A 17,849-nucleotide genomic window follows, 5' to 3' on the forward strand; every position below is an offset into this window, starting at 1 on the left:
CCCCAGATAACCTCATGGTCATGATATACAAACGAAAACTAAAAACTTGTACAGCTTAACCGGATATACGGGGCAATGGTTCAAATCGTTCCAAAAAAATGCAAGAAAAAAGTCACTGGTACTCACGTAGGTATATTGCAGCTTGTCGATCTATCTGTCTACTAATCGCAGTTCACTTTATGAGGAGGTATAAAGCAATTTCGACAGCGAGGCTCATAAGCCTCAGAGTCACCGATCATCACAATAGGTCCTACAGTGGAAGGTTTACCATTTACCATACGTTGCGTAAATACTGCTTCCGAGCTACCGCATACAGCGCAAAAGGAAGTCAGCTTCTCGATGTCATCCGCCATGGCGAGCAGACCACCGACATAGCCGAACTCTTTGCCTCGATAATCCAGATTCAGCCCATCGGCAATTACATGCTTGCCGCAATAAGCTAACTCTTGTACGAGCGACATAATATGACGACTGAAAAACTGGACTTCGTCAAAGGCAACCACGTCGGCATCTTTTGTTTCTTGCAAAATACGCTGAACGAGCTCATCCGTGAGTTTTCTGGGGATAGAGATAGCGGGCAGCCGATATCCGATCCGGCTTACTATTTCGTCCTCGGCATAGCGGTTATCTTCAGCGGGTTTGTAAGCGACCACTTTACGATGCCCGTATTGGATTAGTTTTTGACAGCGGCGAATCAATTCGCCGGATTTTTCACTGAACATGGGGCCTGTAATAATCGTAATTCGTCCTGTAGGCAAAGCGAATTCCCCTCTCTGTAACATGTACATAACACTGTAAATCTTCTTCTCCGAAAGAAAACGCCATTATAGATTACCATAACCAGCCGCATACAGACTAGAGAAAATATATTGTTTTTTCGACATGTTGTTGTATGTCTATTCCTAAAACGTAAATGTGGTCGTCATTGCTCTGCCGCCTCTGGCATGATATGGTGAAGCGTAGTGGAATGAAGGGAAGAGTGAAAGGCATGGACGAAAAAAATACGGATTATAGTGCCGAAAAAGGAGCATTACTGGAGCAAGGGCTGATCAGTCCGCAAGCTCTAGAACTCATCACTGAGCTGGAGACAGAGCTGAACTTTCTGCGCAAGCAAAATGAATCATTTCGCAAGGCGCTGCGAGCCAAATCAGTGCAAAATCCCAGGATGTCTACCAAATTACGAGATGCGCTATATGAATGATATGGAAAGATATTTGGATTGAAGGATTAGCTTTTTTGCAGCCTATGCCTAAATGCTATATTTTGTACAGTGAAATAAAGAGAGTACAATAAGCTATATATAATCAATTGTTAATGGAGGAGAAACATGACTATACATTGTGATGTCGCTATTTTGGGTGGAGGAACCGGGGGGTATGTAGCAGCCATTCGTGCCGCCCAGCTAGGCAAGGAAGTGGTTATCATCGAAAAGGACAAGCTTGGTGGAACCTGTCTGCACCGTGGTTGCATTCCGAGTAAAGCCTTGCTGCGCAGTGCGGAAGTATATGCGGCGATTAAGGAAAGTGCACAATACGGTATTGAGACATCGGGAGCACAACTTGTATTTCCTAAGGTTCAGGAGCGTAAGGAAGCCGTTGTGGAGCAGCTGCATCAGGGCGTTCAATTTTTGATGCGTAAAAATAAAATTACGGTGCTGAGTGGTAAGGGACGCGTGATTGGGCCGTCTATATTTTCTCCAAAAAGCGGGGCAGTTGCTGTGGAACTAGAAGATGGTGAGATGGAGACGATTGTTCCTGCACATCTCATTATTGCAACGGGATCACGCCCGCGTGTGCTGTCCGGACTAGAGCCAGATGGCGAATTTATTCTAAGCAGTGACGAAGCGTTAACCATGGAGGAGCTACCAGCATCCCTGATTATCGTGGGCGGTGGTGTTATTGGCGTAGAGTGGGCTTCCATGCTAAATGATTTTGGCGTGGAGGTTACGGTAGTTGAAGCCGCGAATCGGCTTATTCCCACGGAAGACGAAGACGTTTCACGTGAAATGCAGCGCTTGTTAACCAAGCGTGGTGTCAAGGTGCTGACGGGTTCACAAGTGCTGGCTAAAACATACGGCAAAGATGAGGAAGGCGTACAGATTGACGTGCAAAAAGGGGAAGAAACCGAAACCCTCAGCGCTTCCAAACTGCTCATTTCTGTAGGGCGTCAGGCAAATGTGGAAAATATCGGGCTGGAAAATACGGATATCCGCGTAGAGCGTGGCTTTATCTCGGTTAATGATCATTTGCAGACGAATGAACCACATATTTACGCCATTGGAGATTGCATCGGCGGCTTACAACTGGCGCATGCGGCGAGCCATGAAGGTTTGCAGGCGGTTCATCATATGGCGGGCGAAGAGTTTCACAGTGTACCTAACCATCTGATTCCGCGGTGTATTTATACACGACCTGAAGCCGCGAGCGTCGGCTTAACGGAGCAAGAAGCCCGTGAGCGTGGACATCAGGTGAAGACAGGAAAATTCCCTTTTCAAGCTATCGGAAAATCGCTAGTATACGGTAGTCGGGACGGCTTCGTCAAAGTAGTGGCCGACGAGAAGACCAATGATATTCTCGGTGTACATATGATCGGTACGCATGTGACGGATCTGATCAGCGAGGCCGCTCTTGCGCAACTACTGGATGCTACGCCGTGGGAAGTCGGACAGCTTATTCATCCGCATCCGACGTTGTCGGAGATTTTGGGAGAAGCGATGCTGGCCGTTGATGGACAAGCGATTGGCATATAAACGTTTCAAATAAATCGGTGCTTTTCTTTTTGGGGAGAAAAGGATTATAATGGGGTTAGCCAGAGTTTAGTACCAGGTTTTAAGACAAGATGGTACTAGGTACTGGAAGTAGGATGTTTGACACTTAAGGAGGTGCCTCAATGAGTTCTAAAGGCGCTGTAGACGCTGGCTTCAGACATGAACAGCTGGGACTTACTCACGGACAAGTTATTGATATGTACAGATATATGTTGCTCGCAAGAAGATTTGACGAGCGCAACATGCTCCTGCAACGGGCAGGGAAAATTAATTTCCACGTTTCTGGCATTGGACAGGAGGCGGCACAAGTAGGTGCAGCTTTTGGCCTTGACCGGGAAAAGGACTATTTTCTTCCCTATTATCGGGATTATGGATTCGTGCTTGCGGTAGGAATGACGCCGCGCGAACTGATGTTGTCGGCATTTGCCAAGGCAGATGATCCCAATAGCGGTGGTCGCCAGATGCCAGGACATTTTGGTAGTAAACGGTTGCGTATTGTGACTGGCTCCAGCCCAGTAACGACACAGGTTCCGCATGCAGTAGGTGTAGCTTTGGCTGCCAAAATGCAGAAAAAGGATTTTGTTTCGTTTGTTACGTTTGGGGAAGGCTCCAGCAACCAGGGAGATTTTCACGAAGGCTGTAACTTTGCTGGTGTACAGAAGCTGCCCGTCATCATTATGTGCGAGAACAATCAATATGCGATATCGGTTCCGATTCATAAACAGTTGGCAGGCAAGGTAAGCGACCGTGCTTTGGGATATGGTTTTCCAGGGATTCGAGTCGATGGTAATGATGCGTTAGCGGTATATGCGGCGGTGAAGGAAGCACGGGAACGTGCTGTTCGCGGTGATGGTCCTACGCTGATCGAAGCTATGATGTACCGTCTGTCTCCTCACTCCACCTCGGATAATGATCTGGCTTACCGGACCAAGGAGGAAGTGGATGAGAACTGGGCCAAGGATGGCGTAGCCCGTATGAAAAACTACTTGATTGAATGCGGCATTTGGGATGAGGCCAAGGATGCGGATCTGTCGGCTGAGCTGCTGCTCGAAGTCAAGGAAGCGATTGAATATGCAGATAAAGCGCCTTTTCCAAAGCCCGAAGATACGCTGCTGCATGTGTATGCGGATAGCGATGGGGAGGGCCGGTAACGATGGCGATTATGGAATATATTGATGCGATTCGTCTTGCCATGAAAGAAGAGATGGAGCGGGATGAAACGGTTTTTGTATTAGGTGAGGATGTCGGGGTGAAGGGGGGCGTCTTTACAACGACAAAAGGGCTTATGGACCAATTCGGTGAGCAACGTGTCATGGATACGCCATTGGCTGAGTCGGCTATTGCCGGGGTTGCGATTGGTGCAGCCATGTACGGAATGAAGCCGATTGCCGAAATGCAATATTCGGACTTCATGCTTCCGGCTACGAATCAGATTATTAGTGAAGCAGCTAAAATCCGTTACCGCTCTAACAACGATTGGAACTGTCCTGTGGTAATCCGCGCGCCAATCGGTGGTGGTATCTTTGGTGGTTTGTATCACTCTCAGTGTCCAGAATCTATCTTTTTTGGTACGCCGGGTTTGAAAATTGTTGCTCCATTTACACCTTATGACGCAAAAGGATTGTTGAAAGCAGCCATTCGTGACCCTGATCCAGTGCTGTTTTTTGAAAATAAAAAATCCTACAAGCTGATCAAGGGTGAAGTGCCTGAGGATGATTATATCGTTCCGATTGGCAAGGCTAATCTATTACGTGAGGGTGACGATATTACGGTCATCGGATATAGCCAGCCTTTGCATTTTGTTATGCAGGCTGCTGAGGAATTGGAGAAGGAAGAGGGCATTACCGCACATGTTGTGGATTTGCGCACACTCCAACCGCTGGATCGCGAAGCCATTATTGAGGCTGCACGACATACAGGTAAGGTATTAATCGTGCATGAGGACAACAAAACGGGCGGCATCGGTGCCGAGGTATCGGCAATTATTAACGAGGAGTGTCTGTTCGAGCTGGATGCGCCGATTGAGCGTCTATGTGCTCCTGATGTACCAGCCATGCCGATCAGTCCACCGATGGAGAAGTTTTATATGTTAAACAAGGATAAAGTTAAGGAAGCCATGCGCCGTCTTGCAATGTATTAATATAGGGCAGATTGGACGAAAGCATTCCAAAAGTATAGCGGGGGCAGCGGTAAAACGCGCCCTCCTATAATGTTAAGGAGTTGAAAAAATGTCAGACCAAACACAATGGAACGACGTGACCATGCCACAATTGGCAGAATCGCTCGTATCAGCGACAATTGCCAAATGGCTCAAACAACCTGGTGAAACGGTAGAGCAATTCGAGCCGATTTGCGAGGTTATTACAGATAAAGTGAATGCAGAAATCCCATCCACATTGGACGGCATTATGGGTGATCTGTTGGCAGAGGAAGGTCAGACAGTAGCGGTAGGCGAGTTAATTTGCCGTATCCAGACGAAGTCGGCTGCACCTGCGTCGGCATCAGGAGCGACACCTGCTGCACCAGCATCTCAAAGTACCGTGCAAACACAATCTCAGCAGAGTGCTGGGTCGGACCAGTCCATGAGAGGACGTTTTTCCCCAGCGGTGCAAACCCTGGCTGCTGAGCATAATGTCGACTTAAGCCAAGTACCAGGCACGGGCATGGCGGGAAGAATTACCCGCAAAGACGTGCTGAATTATGTGCAGCAGGGCGGTTCTGCTCCCACTGGAGTATCTGGACAGCCGACTGCGACAACATCAGGACAAGGCTCTCCTTTTGCAGGAAGACAGCAGTCTGCCACTCAGCACAATACACCCATTCAAAATATGGACCCTGCTATTCCGGTTCGTAACAGTGGGATTCATTTGACGGAGGCTCCAAAAGCTCCTGTGATCGAAGTTGAGGGTGGCAACAACAGATCCGAGTATTTTATTGATGTTACACCCATTCGCAGTGCAATTGCTCGCAATATGCGACAAAGCGTTTCCGAAATTCCACATGCATGGACGACAATTGAGGTGGATGTGACCAACCTGGTAATGCTCCGCAACAAGATCAAAAACGAGTTCAAGCAAAAAGAAGGCATCAATATTACGTATCTGGCTTTCCTCATGAAAGCAGTCGTGAATGCAATCAAGGAATATCCGATCATGAATTCGGTGTGGGCTGTGGACAAAATTATCGTCAAAAGAGATATCAATATTTCACTAGCCGTGGGTACAGAGGACTCCGTTCTTACTCCTGTTATTAAAAAAGCGGACCAGAAAAATATTGCTGGATTAGCTCGTGAAATTGACGATTTGGCACGTAAAACCCGGGAAGGCACGCTCAAACTGGACGACATGCAAGGCGGAACGTTCACTGTAAACAACACAGGCTCCTTTGGTTCGATTTTATCTTATCCGGTAATTAACTATCCGCAGGCTGCAATTCTTACCTTTGAATCCATTGTCAAAAGACCAGTGGTTATTGATGATATGATTGCGGTTCGCTCGATGGCTAATCTGTGCTTGTCGCTGGATCATCGCATTTTGGACGGAGTGATTTGCGGACGATTCTTGCAACGGGTTAAAGAAAATCTAGAAGGCTACACCTTGGATACGAAGCTGTACTAATCATCCGAACAGTGGGGGAAATGTACGAAGAGGAAGTGACAGGCCGTGAACAGACGACCGCTTGATGTAACCTATACGAATAGGATGGAATATGCCCATGCATGGGATGTCCAGAAGGAGATTGTGGGAAAGCTGGATGCGGGAGAGGCAAGAGAAACGCTTATGCTTCTCCAGCATCCGCCGACCTATACGATTGGTTCTCAGCGGCATCCTGAACATTTGCTCCTTACACCAGAGCAACTGAAGGAGCAGGGAATCAGCGTTTTTCAGATTGACCGTGGGGGAGACATTACATATCATGGGCCGGGGCAGCTTGTCGGATATCCTCTACTTATGCTCGGCAACCGGGAGGCGCTGAATCTGCACGGATACCTTCGAAGTCTGGAAGAAGTGATCATTCGGTTGTTGGCATCTTATGGGATTGAGGGAAGTCGTAAGCCTGAATATACGGGGGTATGGATCGGGAATCTTAAAATTGCGGCCATTGGCGTCAAATTCAACAAGTGTAAGCACCGTCGGGGCTTCGTAACCAGCCATGGCTTTGCCTTTAACATCAAATCAGGAATACAGCATGAGGGCTTTGAGGGCATTGTCCCGTGCGGAATTCAGGAATACGGTGTGACATCATTGGAGGACTGCATACAGAATCCTATGTCGGTGGAGCAGATTGCGAAGGAAATTGTACCGTTCTTTGAACAGCAATTTTCATTTGCCGCGCAATGGCAAACGCATTCTTTCCAATAAAGGTAAGGCGGGCTATTGTGTATCTACACGGAAGCCCGCCTGTTTGCTTTACGTAACAGCTCGTCCACTTAAGGCTTCAACAGTGCCTTAGAGCAGCCGGATACCTTGAGCGGTATAGTTATTATAGTGGCATAATAAACGGCTCAATTACCATGAACAGCGTAGAACCAATCATAGCTGCGAGCATAATGTAGACGAAAAAACGAACCCATTTTTTGTTCGACATGTGTAACTCCTTTAGGATAGGTTTAAGTCATAGATAAGAACATCTATCCGTATTGTAGCGTAATCGGGAAAGAGAGGAAAGTTTAATGACAGTAAAAGTAGTAAAAGACCGAATTGTACAGGAATTTATGGAACTCGTACAGGTGGATAGTGAAACGAAAAATGAGCAGGAAATATCACGTGTTTTAAAAGAAAAGTTTAATGCACTCGGGCTGGAAGTAATGGAAGACGATTCTCGTGAAAGAACCGGACATGGTTCAGGCAATCTGATCGTCACCTGGAAAGCGGAAGGTGTGGAGCAAGCACCTAAATTATTTTTTACCTGCCACATGGATACCGTTACTCCAGGTAAAGGCATTAAGCCACAGTTGGGCGAGGATGGCTGGATTCGTAGTGACGGTTCAACGATTCTGGGGTCTGACGACAAGGCGGGAATTGCTGCTTTGTTCGAGGCGATCCGTGTCGTGCGCGAGCAGAATATTCCCCATGGTCAAATCCAGTTCGTGATTACGGCTGGCGAGGAATCTGGTTTGATGGGTGCACGGGCGATGAAGCCTGAAGTGCTAGATTCTGATTTCGGATATGCTTTGGATTCGAATGGTGAAGTTGGCTCTATTTGTATAGCTGCCCCAACGCAGGCACGTATTGAAATGAAGATAACTGGGAAGTCCGCTCATGCGGGGGTAAATCCCGAAGATGGCATTAGTGCCATTCAGGTCGCTTCTAAAGCCATTTCTAAAATGAAACTAGGACGGATTGATAAGGAAACGACCGCTAACATCGGCAGTTTCGAGGGCGGCGGCGCGACGAATGTGGTATGCGATTTTGTATTAATCCGTGCAGAGGCACGTAGTATTGTGCAGGAAAAGGTTAATCATCAAATCCAGCATATGCGTGAAGCGCTGGAAACCACCACACGCGAATTTGGTGCACAGGGAGAGTTCCGCAGTGAAGTCATCTATCCGGCATTCAGCTTTACGGAGCATGACGAAGTTGTACAGGTTGCACAGCGTGCAATTCAAGGACTGGGACTGGCAACGTCCACCTTCCATTCCGGTGGTGGCTCAGATGCTAATGTATTCAACGGGCTTGGAATTCCAACGGTGAATTTGGCTGTGGGCTACCAGAACATCCATACAACAGAGGAAAAAATCAAGGCCGATGACCTGGTGAAGGTTGCTGAAGTTGTCATAGCTCTGATTCAAGAAACCACAAAATAAACTTGTATCATACACTTGCAACATACTGAAAAAAGGTTCAGGTTAAAGACAGGAACAGCGTTCCTTCGTCTTTAGACCTGAACCTTTTTTGAAACAGCTAGCGAAGCGATGGTGGCGGTAGGTCCGTGTTCCTTTTGCCACTGACGCAAGAGTGCTTGAATCTGCCAGGCTTTACCAACGATATGGAGGGTGCTTTCAGTACGGTAGCTTTTCATTTCTGCATCTCCTCATGACAGGAAGTTTGTTATCCTACCACCAGCATATGTACAAAGTGGACAAGTTAGACTAACTTTGGTGATAATTAATAAAGAAAGATAGATATGAAGGAGGAAACTTACCGATGAACGAGCAAACGAACGGACAATTAAACAAACCAACAAACGATGCACATCGCAAGCCTTATTCCAATCCTGCGCTGGAGGAAAAGACCGTGTCTACACAGCCTATCTTTGAGGGGAAGGTCATTACATTACAGGTAGACACGGTAGAGCTTCCCGACGGCTCCACTGGAAAGCGTGAGATCGTAAAGCATCCAGGGGCGGTGGCTGTTTTGGCTCTACATGAAGGGAAAATGCTGGTCGTGGACCAGTACAGACAGGCGATGGGGCGCTGTGAGGTAGAAATTCCTGCAGGTAAGCTAGAGCGGGGTGAAGACCCGATGGAAGCAGCGGGGCGTGAGCTGAGAGAAGAGACAGGTTATACTGCCAAGTCGTTGAAGCTGCTGCACTCCTTTTATACCTCTCCTGGCTTTGCGGATGAAATCATTCATCTGTATGTGGCCGAAGAACTGGAGTTAGGTGAGATGGAACCGGATGAGGATGAATTTCTGGAGTTGTTTGAGGTGACGCTGGAAGAAGCACAGACGCTCATTCGTGAAGGACGGATTAGTGATGCTAAAACGATTCTGGCCGTCTATGCATGGCAACTCCGCCAACATACAGGGAGCTTCTAAGCGGATGGATGAAAATATAGTAGAACTTAACGACTACTTTGCAGACTTGCATATTCATATTGGCAGAACAGAGAAGGGAAATCCGGTCAAAATTAGTGGCAGCCGCGATCTGACCTTTGCCAACATAGCTAAGGAAGCCTCCGGTCGTAAAGGAATTGGGCTGATCGGTATCATTGACTGCCATGCACCTAATGTACAGGAGGATATTCGTACCTATTTACATACGGGTGAAATGAAGGAAATCAGCGGCGGCGGTATCGCTTACCGGGATACGGTTATTCTCCTTGGCACGGAGTTGGAAATACGTGCTGAAGGTCGCCCTGAGGCGCACGTACTGGCCTATTTTCCAGATCTGGCGGAGATGGAGGATTTTACCCAATGGCTGGCCCGGCATATGAAAAATGTTAATCTTAGCTCACAACGAATCTATGCGCCGCCACGCGAGTTGCAGCAGCAAATTTACGGACGTGGAGGCATTATGGTGCCTGCACACGTGTTTACTCCTCATAAGGGCATATACGGCAGCTCAGCGGCCCGTATGGAGGAACTGCTGGATATGGAGCTCGTTAGCGGGGTGGAGCTGGGGCTGAGCGCAGATTCATCTATGGCCGGTTTGATTTCGGAACTGGATCGCTTCAGCTTTCTCACGAATTCAGATGCCCATTCACTTGGGAAAATCGGACGAGAATACAACAAATTATCACTGGCAAAGCCGTGTTTTGATGAATTCAGAATGGCTTTGGAGCGGCGGGAAGGACGACGGGTGCGTGCCAACTACGGATTAAATCCGAAACTGGGCAAATACCATCGTTCTTACTGTCAAAGCTGCGGTACGATTATTGACGAGCAACAGATGTCGGATGAACGTTGTCCTGACTGTGGTCATACCAAGCTGGTGCGAGGTGTGCTGGATCGAATATGGAGCATTGCCGACCGTGAACAGCCCATGATTCCTTCCCATCGTCCGCCGTACATTTACCAGATTCCACTGGAGTTTATTCCAGGTCTGGGCAAAGCCAAGCTGAACCAGCTATTGGCTGCATTTGGAACAGAAATGAATATTTTACATGAGGTTACACAGGAGGAGTTAGCAGCAGTCGTCGGAAAAGTGCTGGCAGAGCAAATTGTGCTTTCACGCGAAGGGCGACTGTCGCTTGTATCCGGTGGTGGTGGAACATACGGCAAAATAGCTAAGTCCTAGTAAAGTCTTGTCCCTCTAAAGGCATATCAGTGTCTGCTTGTTCATAACCATAAATTATCTATGCCGCTGGCTTGGCACATCATTCGTGATGCTTGATCTGCAGTGAAAGCTGCCCCATTTCTAGCCATCAGCCGTCGGATTACGGTTGTTTTTTGGACAAACAAGCAGATGAAAGGGGCAGACGCCGATGCAATGGTTTCGTCATACGTTAAAAGATCAGACGCCGTATTATGTTTTCTTGGCTGTGCTGTTTCTGGTGGGAGTCGTCTTTGGCGCACTTATGGTAAACGCGCTCTCGCTGGAGCAGTTACAGGATTTGTCCCGTTACCTGAAGGATTTTTTTGTAACGGTCAATCAAAACGAACAGGGCTTCGCTGATTCGCAAGCGGCTTCGACCTTTTGGGATAGCGTATCTTTACATCTGAAATGGGTCGGCCTAATTTGGGTGTGTGGCCTTTCGGTTATCGGTCTGCCGGGCATTCTTGTATTGAATTTCCTCAAGGGTGTGCTAATCGGATTTTCAGTAGGTTATATGGTGGGGCAATATTCGTGGAAAGGACTGCTATTTTCTTTGGTTTCAGTTGCTCCCCATAACCTGCTCGTCATTCCGGTACTGCTCGTCTGCAGCGTGGCTGCGATGACTTTTTCCATCCATATGATCAAAACCAAAATACTCGCTACCCGGCCTTCAGACGGGATGCTGCGTCCGTTGCTGTCTTATGCAGGATTGACTGCTGTGATGATGGTGCTTCTTATCGGTAGCGCGTCCTTTGAAACTTGGATCACACCGGTTATGATGCAATGGGTCACTCCTATGCTGACAGCTTCCGTATCATCTTGATCCGTTTCAAAATGTTTGACTTTATTTGTATAGACCCCCTATAATAATAGGAGTGAAAAAAGTGCAGTAGGCAGTAGCTTTGCAGGGGGAGGGAGACACATGGAAGCACGGATCGAAAAAATTAAGCAGCAGCTGCAATCCCAGGGCTACAAACTAACGCCTCAGCGGGAAGCCACCGTCAGAGTTTTACTTGAGAACGAAGATGATCATCTGAGTGCGGAAGATGTATTTATGCTCGTCAAAGAGAAAGCTCCCGAAATCGGTCTGGCAACCGTATACCGTACCCTAGAACTGCTAAGTGAACTGCATGTCGTGGAGAAAATTAATTTTGGTGATGGCGTTGCGCGTTATGATTTGCGCGGCGATACAACCAAACATCACCATCACCATTTGATATGTGTGCAGTGTGGCAGTGTAGATGAAATACTGGAAGATTGGCTTGGACCATTGGAGGAGCGTCTGGAACGGGAATATAATTTTACCGTTGTGGATCATCGTTTGGACTTCCACGGTATTTGTTACCGTTGTAAGGCGAAGAACGATACAACGGCTCAGAAATCTTTGGGCAAATCCAGAAAAAACAAATCTCAGGACTAAAAGCTGACTACCCAAGCTCTCACCGACGAAGATGCGTTCGGGAGAGCTTTTTTGGTTCGGAATCTGTTGTTCGGGATTAAGCGGTATAAAAAGGAATAGCTTGTCATACCCTTCCATAGAGAGTCCTATTAGAGACTATATTCTGGGGAAAAGGCGGCTGATCCACATGGTACTATCGTTGCGGAGAGGACTAAAATGGCTGCGTTTGGTAATATTGTTCGGGGTGCTGGCATGTATGTTCTTTTATAGCCTCAGGCTGTTTACAGATTGGATAACACCTGTAGATCATTACCGAATACCGGAAGGACATGCAGTTAAGGTATTTGGCGGACAAAAAGTAAATGAAGGGTCCGAGCATCGAATAGCAGTGTTGGAACGTTTACGTTTCTTTTACTGGTATGGTGAATAGTCTAAGTAATCGGTCTTGATGAGCTTATGATATGAACGCAGCACACGAAGAAGCAGACGCTGAGACTGAACCGCTGTATGCAGAACAAGGAGACTTTTGGAACTCATGAAAATGTACATTCAACCTTTCGTTCAATATATGGATGAGGAAAAGGGCTTGTCGCGCAGCACATTGGAAGCGTACCAACGGGACGTACAGCAGTTTACCGAGTTCGCAGAAAGCTGTGGTATTGAGCAGCCGGATAACGTCCAACGGTCACATCTGGTACTGTATTTGAGCCGTTTGAAGGAACAGGGAAAAGCTGCGGCGACGATATCACGTAGCGTCGCCTCCATTCGCTCCTTTTTTCATTTTCTTATTCGGGAGGGAATTACGATCCATGATCCGTCCGTTCTACTGGAGCTGCCCAAAGCGACTAAAAAGAAGCCCTCGGTGCTAACGCAGGATGAGATAGAGCGTTTGCTGGACGCGCCGGATGTGACTGCCCCGCAAGGGGTGCGAGACAAGGCGATGCTGGAGTTGCTATATGCGACGGGCATTCGTGTATCGGAGCTGATTGCCCTAAACGTGCGTGATGTCCGCACCGATCTGCGCTTTGTGCACTGTGGCGGCGAGGCAGGCAAGGAGCGTGTTGTACCGATCAGCCGTGAGGCATCCCAGTGGGCACAAGCCTACATGGACGAGCAGCGTCTATTATTGCTGAGATCCGGGCAGGGTGAAGAAGCTCAGGTAGAGCAGGAAGCCATGTTCCTGAACGTATCTGGTCAGCGTCTCAGTAGACAGGGCTTCTGGAAAATGATTAAGAAGTACGGCCAGGAAGCAGGCATAAGCGAGGATATCACGCCCCATACGTTGCGGCATTCCTTTGCGGTACATATGCTGGAGGGCGGAGCGGACTTACGCTCTGTACAGGAAATGCTGGGTCATGCTGATCTGTCAACGACGCAGGTATATGCGCAGACAGCCAGACGGAATATGAAGGAAGTATATGAAAAGCATCACCCGCACGGCGGCAACCGCACTTCTCATGAAAGCAAAGATCGAACGTAACGATACTTTGCTTTCATAGAAAATGTGATAATGACTATAACTTTACGATTGTACAAGTCAGGAGAGATATTAATGTCAACAGCTAACCAAGCTACAATTCAGGAAGCAGCAGATTATATCCGTGCCAAGAGCGGAATACGTCCAGAGATTGGTCTTATTCTGGGATCAGGTCTCGGTATTCTAGCCGATTTAATTCAGGATGGAATTAGTATTCCTTATCAGGATATTCCCCATTTTCCTGTATCGACAGTAGAAGGTCACGAGGGAGAATTACTGTTAGGCACGATTGAAGGTCGCGCTGTCGTCATGATGAAAGGGCGCTTTCATATGTATGAGGGCTATGTCCCGCAGCTGACGGCTTTCCCAGTTCGGGTGATGAAGCAATTGGGGATTCAAAGTCTGCTGGTGACGAATGCAGCAGGTGGTGTAAACACTTCTTACGAAGCAGGCGATCTGATGGTCATCTCCGATCATCTTAATCTGACAGGACAAAATCCATTGATCGGACCGAACGATGCTGGTCTGGGCGTTCGTTTTCCAGACATGTCGGAGGCGTACAGCCGCCGCTTGCGTGAAATTGCCAAGCAAACGGCTAACCAACAGGGCTTCAGTCTGCAAGAAGGTGTATATGCTGGATTGCTGGGACCTAACTATGAAACGCCTGCTGAAATCGTTATGCTGCGTACACTGGGTGCAGATGCGGTGGGTATGTCGACCGTATCTGAGGTTATTGTAGCCCGTCATGCAGGTATTGAGGTACTGGGCTTCTCCTGTATCACGAATATGGCCGCAGGCATTCTGGATCAGCCTTTGTCCCATGGTGAAGTGATGGAGACGGCAGAGAAAGTACGTGAGCAATTTTTAAAACTTGTGCTAGCGATTATTCCACAAATGTAGATTGGGGATCATGTTCAACCGAAGCGGTGGACATATATCCCAAGAACCCCATATCCGATCGCCTTTTGATGGCGTGGGTATGGGGTTCTTTTTTACATCAGCGGTTGAGCTGAGTATGATCTCCTAATGAAGAGGGGGCGTGCTCAATGCAGTTGATTTCGCTTTTTCTGCTACAGCCAGTTTATGTCGTTCTTGCACCTTGATCACAATAACCATAAAAATGATCCAGTAAATGGCTAGCGAGTTCAGGAAACGGCTGTCCGTTATATTGTTCAATACAATAAATAGGAAAAAAACTGCTGCCGTCAGCCATGTATACATATCTGCTTTGCCAATTCTGAATTTAAATAAAGTTGTTATGGCGAGTGTAATTGTTGCCAGTAGTCCTGTAAGGCCCACATCGATCCACAGATCACGGAAACCGCTATGGCTGCTTGTCAGATCAAATCGAATTCCGTTCGCATAGATGCTGGGTCGGGCTGCCCAGTAGGAGCCGTAACCATGTCCGAACCAGTAATGGCTCTGAATAGCACCACCAATCCCCTGCCAGATTTCCGTTCTTCCAGTTAAGGTCGTTGTTTTTCCGAATTCCGACGCAATTGCATCTCCATAAGTAAAGGTGAATACCAAACCCAAAAGAACGAGCAAGCAGGAACCGCTAATGAAGAAACCGCGCAACGCAATGCTTCGGATTCTCTTGAATAGCAGTATAAACAATATAAATACGAAGAGCGAAGATGTCAGTACCAAAGAGGTGGTAGATTGGCACTCGATAAGCAATAGGGCATTGAGTAAGATAAAGCCGATATGCAAAACTTTACGTTTACCCCTGAAAAAATAAATGACATGTGAAACAAAACTTAACAGAGAGAGAGTTCCAAGTGTATTTTTATGACCAGAGATGCCCTTCCATAGCCCAGTATGTTCTACTCCACCATGAATGGCAAAGGAGGGAACGAGCAAAACGGCGAGTAGATTGAGTATGCTCAAAATACTTAACGTAACGACTAAGAGGCGAATGCAGCCCTGAGTTGTATAATGGGTGACCAAATAGAGCCCAAAGGTAGAGAAGGCAAGGAATTTGAGAACCATCAGCAAGGAAGAGGTCTGTTCTTGTTCAGCCCATAAACAGGAGGCAGCGATGTACAGCGTGAGTAAAGTCAGTAACGGATTGTCGGCTAAGGTTGCGATCAATGACTTGAGTGAAGGTAGTAGCATGGTATAGCTGAACAACAGGATAAGCACGGAAATCGTGATAACTCTGGGGGACAAACCCTGACAAGCATAAGGAATCGAAAAAGCCAGTAAACCAGCTACTGTAAGTACATGTTTCACGATTTCACCGCCTAGATACATTATGTATCTATAATATACAAAACGTATCTTCTTGTACAATAATAATAATATATTTATTTTCATTTTTCTCAAGCCTAGAGCAAGCCCTCTTGTGCATATACTCAGTCCATGCTAAGAAAATGAAGAATTCTTCGGCTTGGTCAAAAAAGGAACTTTTTATGTTTTTAAACATGGGGGTGTTCGGGTGGCGGATCATTTTACAGACCGTTTGAAGTTGAATTTGAGTGGTACGGGCAAAGAGTTAACGCCGCAGCAATTAAATGAAAATTTTAAAACCATTGAAAAAGAATTCATTGAACGCAGTGTAAACGTGAGCTGGTTTGGAGCTGCTGGTGATGGTATTCAGGATGACACGGCAGCTTTGCAGGAATTGATTAATAAGACCCCCGATTATTCCATTCTTCACATCCCCAGTGGACGATACAAAATAACCTCTACCTTACAGATTCGCAAGCAGGGTGTGCGCATTTTTGGCATTCATAAGGGCAGATACCGACAAGGCAAAGGTGTTACGTCGATTGAATATTATGGTACGGGTCCTTGTTTTCAAATTGGAGATGAAAGTCTACCATCGTTTAGCGGATATCAAAATGTGCAGTTTCATGACTTATCGATCCGGTACGAGGGGGCTGACAGAGCTACATTAAATAATCCGTTTTCGCAGTCAGTGAAGCGTGGATATTATGGCAAAGGTACTTTGGGTATCCAGGATTGGAAGGGTGGCGGAGTTGTCCTGGATAACGTCCTAATTGAGCATTTTGAAACGGCTTTTTGGGGCTACGAAAGTGATGTGAATTTCTTTAAATGCACGGAGATTAATTACAATAAAACAGGGATTCACTTGCAGAACAGAAGTTCACAGTTTACTAGCATAGCGCTTTTTACATTGGGGAACGATACGGCATTGGATCTGAATAGCTCCAATGGGGCCAGATTTTTGGCTAGCCAGCATATTAAGGATGGAAGTTCCAATGATATTCCCATTCTAATTAATGATTTTATGAACGCTGAATTTATAGGCTGCTGGTTTGAGGGACTAAGCAGAGAGCATAAGATGACAGTGCCTTCTTTTATTCAAATTGGTGCTACCAAAGAAACAAAAAATGTGGCCTTGCGTGACTCCATTTTAGCGATAGCGGACAAATTCGATGACACCCAATCCGTATGTAACTATTTTGTGGATGTGGTCATTGGCAAAAAAGTTTTGGTGGACGAGGTGGGAGGGTATCCCCGTAATCTAAAGCAGCTTATTTCTTTCTCTGGTAGCTCTTCCACACAGCAGGTGACACTTCGCTCACATTTGGATTTTAGCTATAGCAACAATCGTTATGACGAGAATAATGGGACAGGGCAGGCTTTGCTGCTTGTCGAGAAATACTCGAACAACGGGATTGAGCATTTGGACGAAACCTTTGTTAAAGCCTACCTGGGAGCAAGGCAAAATCTTCCCGCAGGTAGCTGGCAGAAGGTGAAGTTCAATCAAATCAACCATGATGAGCTGATCGAATTCGATGCGGTGAATAGCCGATGGCGAGCCAAGCGAGCTGGGAAATACAGAATACAAGTCTACATTTCGACCGATCCTCAAGTGGCTGGCAATCGCACACGGCTGGCACTTCACCTGAATGATGAGCAGCTTGCCGGGAGTTCCGCCTATGCTTATCTCGATGATAGGGTCATTGGCGGACTGAACTATAGTGCATTGAGTGGAGCAATGGAACTTAGACTGGAAGCGAATTCTTTTATTGATATACGGGTGTTCAGTCAAAATACAATGGATATTCTACCGGGTGGAGGAATCACATATTTCACCGTAAGCCGAATTTAAACAATTATTTCACAGACGATAGATGTTCTGTCATTTTATATATTGGAAAATGCGCACCATGCTGACTCAGCTTGGTGCTATTTGATGTTTTTATTCATATGGAATATTTTTCTTTCATTCTGACGACAATGGTTAGCAGCACGCG

The 17,849-nt window shown here is 46.9% G+C and carries 19 protein-coding genes; 15 read left to right on the forward strand and 4 right to left on the reverse strand.

The genetic code is table 11. The annotated features are described in order from the left end of the window. Nucleotides 1-161: 161 nt before the first annotated feature. Complete coding sequence (locus ACQW03_RS21985) at nt 162-758, reverse strand: thymidine kinase (protein WP_023989232.1); 597 nt, start codon at nt 756-758, stop codon at nt 162-164. Nucleotides 759-967: 209 nt separating this feature from the next. Between ACQW03_RS21985 and ACQW03_RS21990 the strand changes: the two genes are divergently transcribed. From ACQW03_RS21990 to lipB, 6 genes are all read left to right on the forward strand, one after another. Further along, nucleotides 968-1,201 (forward strand): hypothetical protein, encoded by a 234-nt coding sequence (locus ACQW03_RS21990; RefSeq protein ID WP_441951730.1) that lies wholly within the window; start codon nt 968-970, stop codon nt 1,199-1,201. Nucleotides 1,202-1,327: 126 nt separating this feature from the next. Next, nucleotides 1,328-2,749, forward strand: coding sequence for a dihydrolipoyl dehydrogenase (lpdA, locus tag ACQW03_RS21995; RefSeq protein ID WP_441951732.1), 1,422 nt, complete (start codon nt 1,328-1,330; stop codon nt 2,747-2,749). A gap of 140 nt (nt 2,750-2,889) precedes the next feature. After that, nucleotides 2,890-3,918 (forward strand): thiamine pyrophosphate-dependent dehydrogenase E1 component subunit alpha, encoded by a 1,029-nt coding sequence (locus ACQW03_RS22000; protein WP_220029800.1) that lies wholly within the window; start codon nt 2,890-2,892, stop codon nt 3,916-3,918. Between the two features lie 2 nt (nt 3,919-3,920). Beyond that, nucleotides 3,921-4,907 (forward strand): alpha-ketoacid dehydrogenase subunit beta, encoded by a 987-nt coding sequence (locus ACQW03_RS22005; protein ID WP_076293007.1) that lies wholly within the window; start codon nt 3,921-3,923, stop codon nt 4,905-4,907. 88 nt (nt 4,908-4,995) lie between these two features. Continuing rightward, the gene (locus tag ACQW03_RS22010; protein WP_071641464.1) at nt 4,996-6,384 is read left to right on the forward strand and encodes a dihydrolipoamide acetyltransferase family protein; all 1,389 of its coding nucleotides are present in this window, start codon (nt 4,996-4,998) and stop codon (nt 6,382-6,384) included. Between the two features lie 45 nt (nt 6,385-6,429). Continuing rightward, the gene (gene lipB, locus ACQW03_RS22015) at nt 6,430-7,128 is read left to right on the forward strand and encodes a lipoyl(octanoyl) transferase LipB (protein ID WP_071641462.1); all 699 of its coding nucleotides are present in this window, start codon (nt 6,430-6,432) and stop codon (nt 7,126-7,128) included. Between the two features lie 121 nt (nt 7,129-7,249). Here lipB and prli42 read toward each other — a convergent pair whose 3' ends face one another. Then, nucleotides 7,250-7,354 (reverse strand): stressosome-associated protein Prli42, encoded by a 105-nt coding sequence (gene prli42, locus ACQW03_RS22020; RefSeq protein WP_023989226.1) that lies wholly within the window; start codon nt 7,352-7,354, stop codon nt 7,250-7,252. A gap of 85 nt (nt 7,355-7,439) precedes the next feature. Here prli42 and ACQW03_RS22025 point away from each other — a divergent pair, with 85 nt between their 5' ends. Next, complete coding sequence (locus ACQW03_RS22025) at nt 7,440-8,573, forward strand: tripeptidase T (protein ID WP_025723037.1); 1,134 nt, start codon at nt 7,440-7,442, stop codon at nt 8,571-8,573. A 71-nt stretch (nt 8,574-8,644) separates the two neighbouring features. On the opposite strand, the gene mciZ is transcribed toward ACQW03_RS22025, so the two are convergent. Beyond that, complete coding sequence (mciZ, locus tag ACQW03_RS22030) at nt 8,645-8,788, reverse strand: Z-ring formation inhibitor MciZ (RefSeq protein WP_071641458.1); 144 nt, start codon at nt 8,786-8,788, stop codon at nt 8,645-8,647. 125 nt (nt 8,789-8,913) lie between these two features. Between mciZ and ACQW03_RS22035 the strand changes: the two genes are divergently transcribed. The 7 genes from ACQW03_RS22035 to ACQW03_RS22065 all read left to right on the forward strand — a co-directional run bounded on the left by ACQW03_RS22035 (nt 8,914) and on the right by ACQW03_RS22065 (nt 14,520). Next, nucleotides 8,914-9,525, forward strand: coding sequence for an NUDIX domain-containing protein (locus tag ACQW03_RS22035; protein WP_071641456.1), 612 nt, complete (start codon nt 8,914-8,916; stop codon nt 9,523-9,525). Nucleotides 9,526-9,529: 4 nt separating this feature from the next. After that, nucleotides 9,530-10,726: an endonuclease Q family protein gene (locus ACQW03_RS22040; protein WP_441951737.1), complete on the forward strand. Its 1,197-nt coding sequence runs from the start codon at nt 9,530-9,532 to the stop codon at nt 10,724-10,726. Nucleotides 10,727-10,913: 187 nt separating this feature from the next. After that, nucleotides 10,914-11,567, forward strand: coding sequence for a stage II sporulation protein M (spoIIM, locus tag ACQW03_RS22045; RefSeq protein WP_023989222.1), 654 nt, complete (start codon nt 10,914-10,916; stop codon nt 11,565-11,567). 99 nt (nt 11,568-11,666) lie between these two features. Then, complete coding sequence (gene fur / locus ACQW03_RS22050) at nt 11,667-12,164, forward strand: ferric iron uptake transcriptional regulator (RefSeq protein WP_013310789.1); 498 nt, start codon at nt 11,667-11,669, stop codon at nt 12,162-12,164. A 166-nt stretch (nt 12,165-12,330) separates the two neighbouring features. Next, nucleotides 12,331-12,573: a YqzK family protein gene (locus ACQW03_RS22055; protein WP_023989220.1), complete on the forward strand. Its 243-nt coding sequence runs from the start codon at nt 12,331-12,333 to the stop codon at nt 12,571-12,573. A gap of 105 nt (nt 12,574-12,678) precedes the next feature. Continuing rightward, on the forward strand, nt 12,679-13,623 hold the full coding sequence (xerD, locus tag ACQW03_RS22060) for a site-specific tyrosine recombinase XerD (protein ID WP_071641452.1): 945 nt from the start codon (nt 12,679-12,681) through the stop codon (nt 13,621-13,623). A 72-nt stretch (nt 13,624-13,695) separates the two neighbouring features. Beyond that, nucleotides 13,696-14,520, forward strand: a complete 825-nt coding sequence (locus ACQW03_RS22065; protein ID WP_441951740.1) for a purine-nucleoside phosphorylase — start codon at nt 13,696-13,698, stop codon at nt 14,518-14,520. 123 nt (nt 14,521-14,643) lie between these two features. Here ACQW03_RS22065 and ACQW03_RS22070 read toward each other — a convergent pair whose 3' ends face one another. After that, a complete protein-coding gene (locus ACQW03_RS22070) occupies nt 14,644-15,855 on the reverse strand; it encodes an O-antigen ligase family protein (RefSeq protein ID WP_071644326.1) in 1,212 nt (403 codons plus the stop codon). Nucleotides 15,856-16,060: 205 nt separating this feature from the next. On the opposite strand from ACQW03_RS22070, the gene ACQW03_RS22075 reads away from it, so the two are divergent. Beyond that, the gene (locus ACQW03_RS22075) at nt 16,061-17,704 is read left to right on the forward strand and encodes a glycosyl hydrolase family 28-related protein (protein ID WP_441951742.1); all 1,644 of its coding nucleotides are present in this window, start codon (nt 16,061-16,063) and stop codon (nt 17,702-17,704) included. The last annotated feature ends 145 nt before the right edge of the window (nt 17,705-17,849 follow it).

This window comes from Paenibacillus sp. DRB1-1 (assembly GCF_052119485.1).
GTDB lineage: Bacteria > Bacillota > Bacilli > Paenibacillales > Paenibacillaceae > Paenibacillus > Paenibacillus polymyxa_B.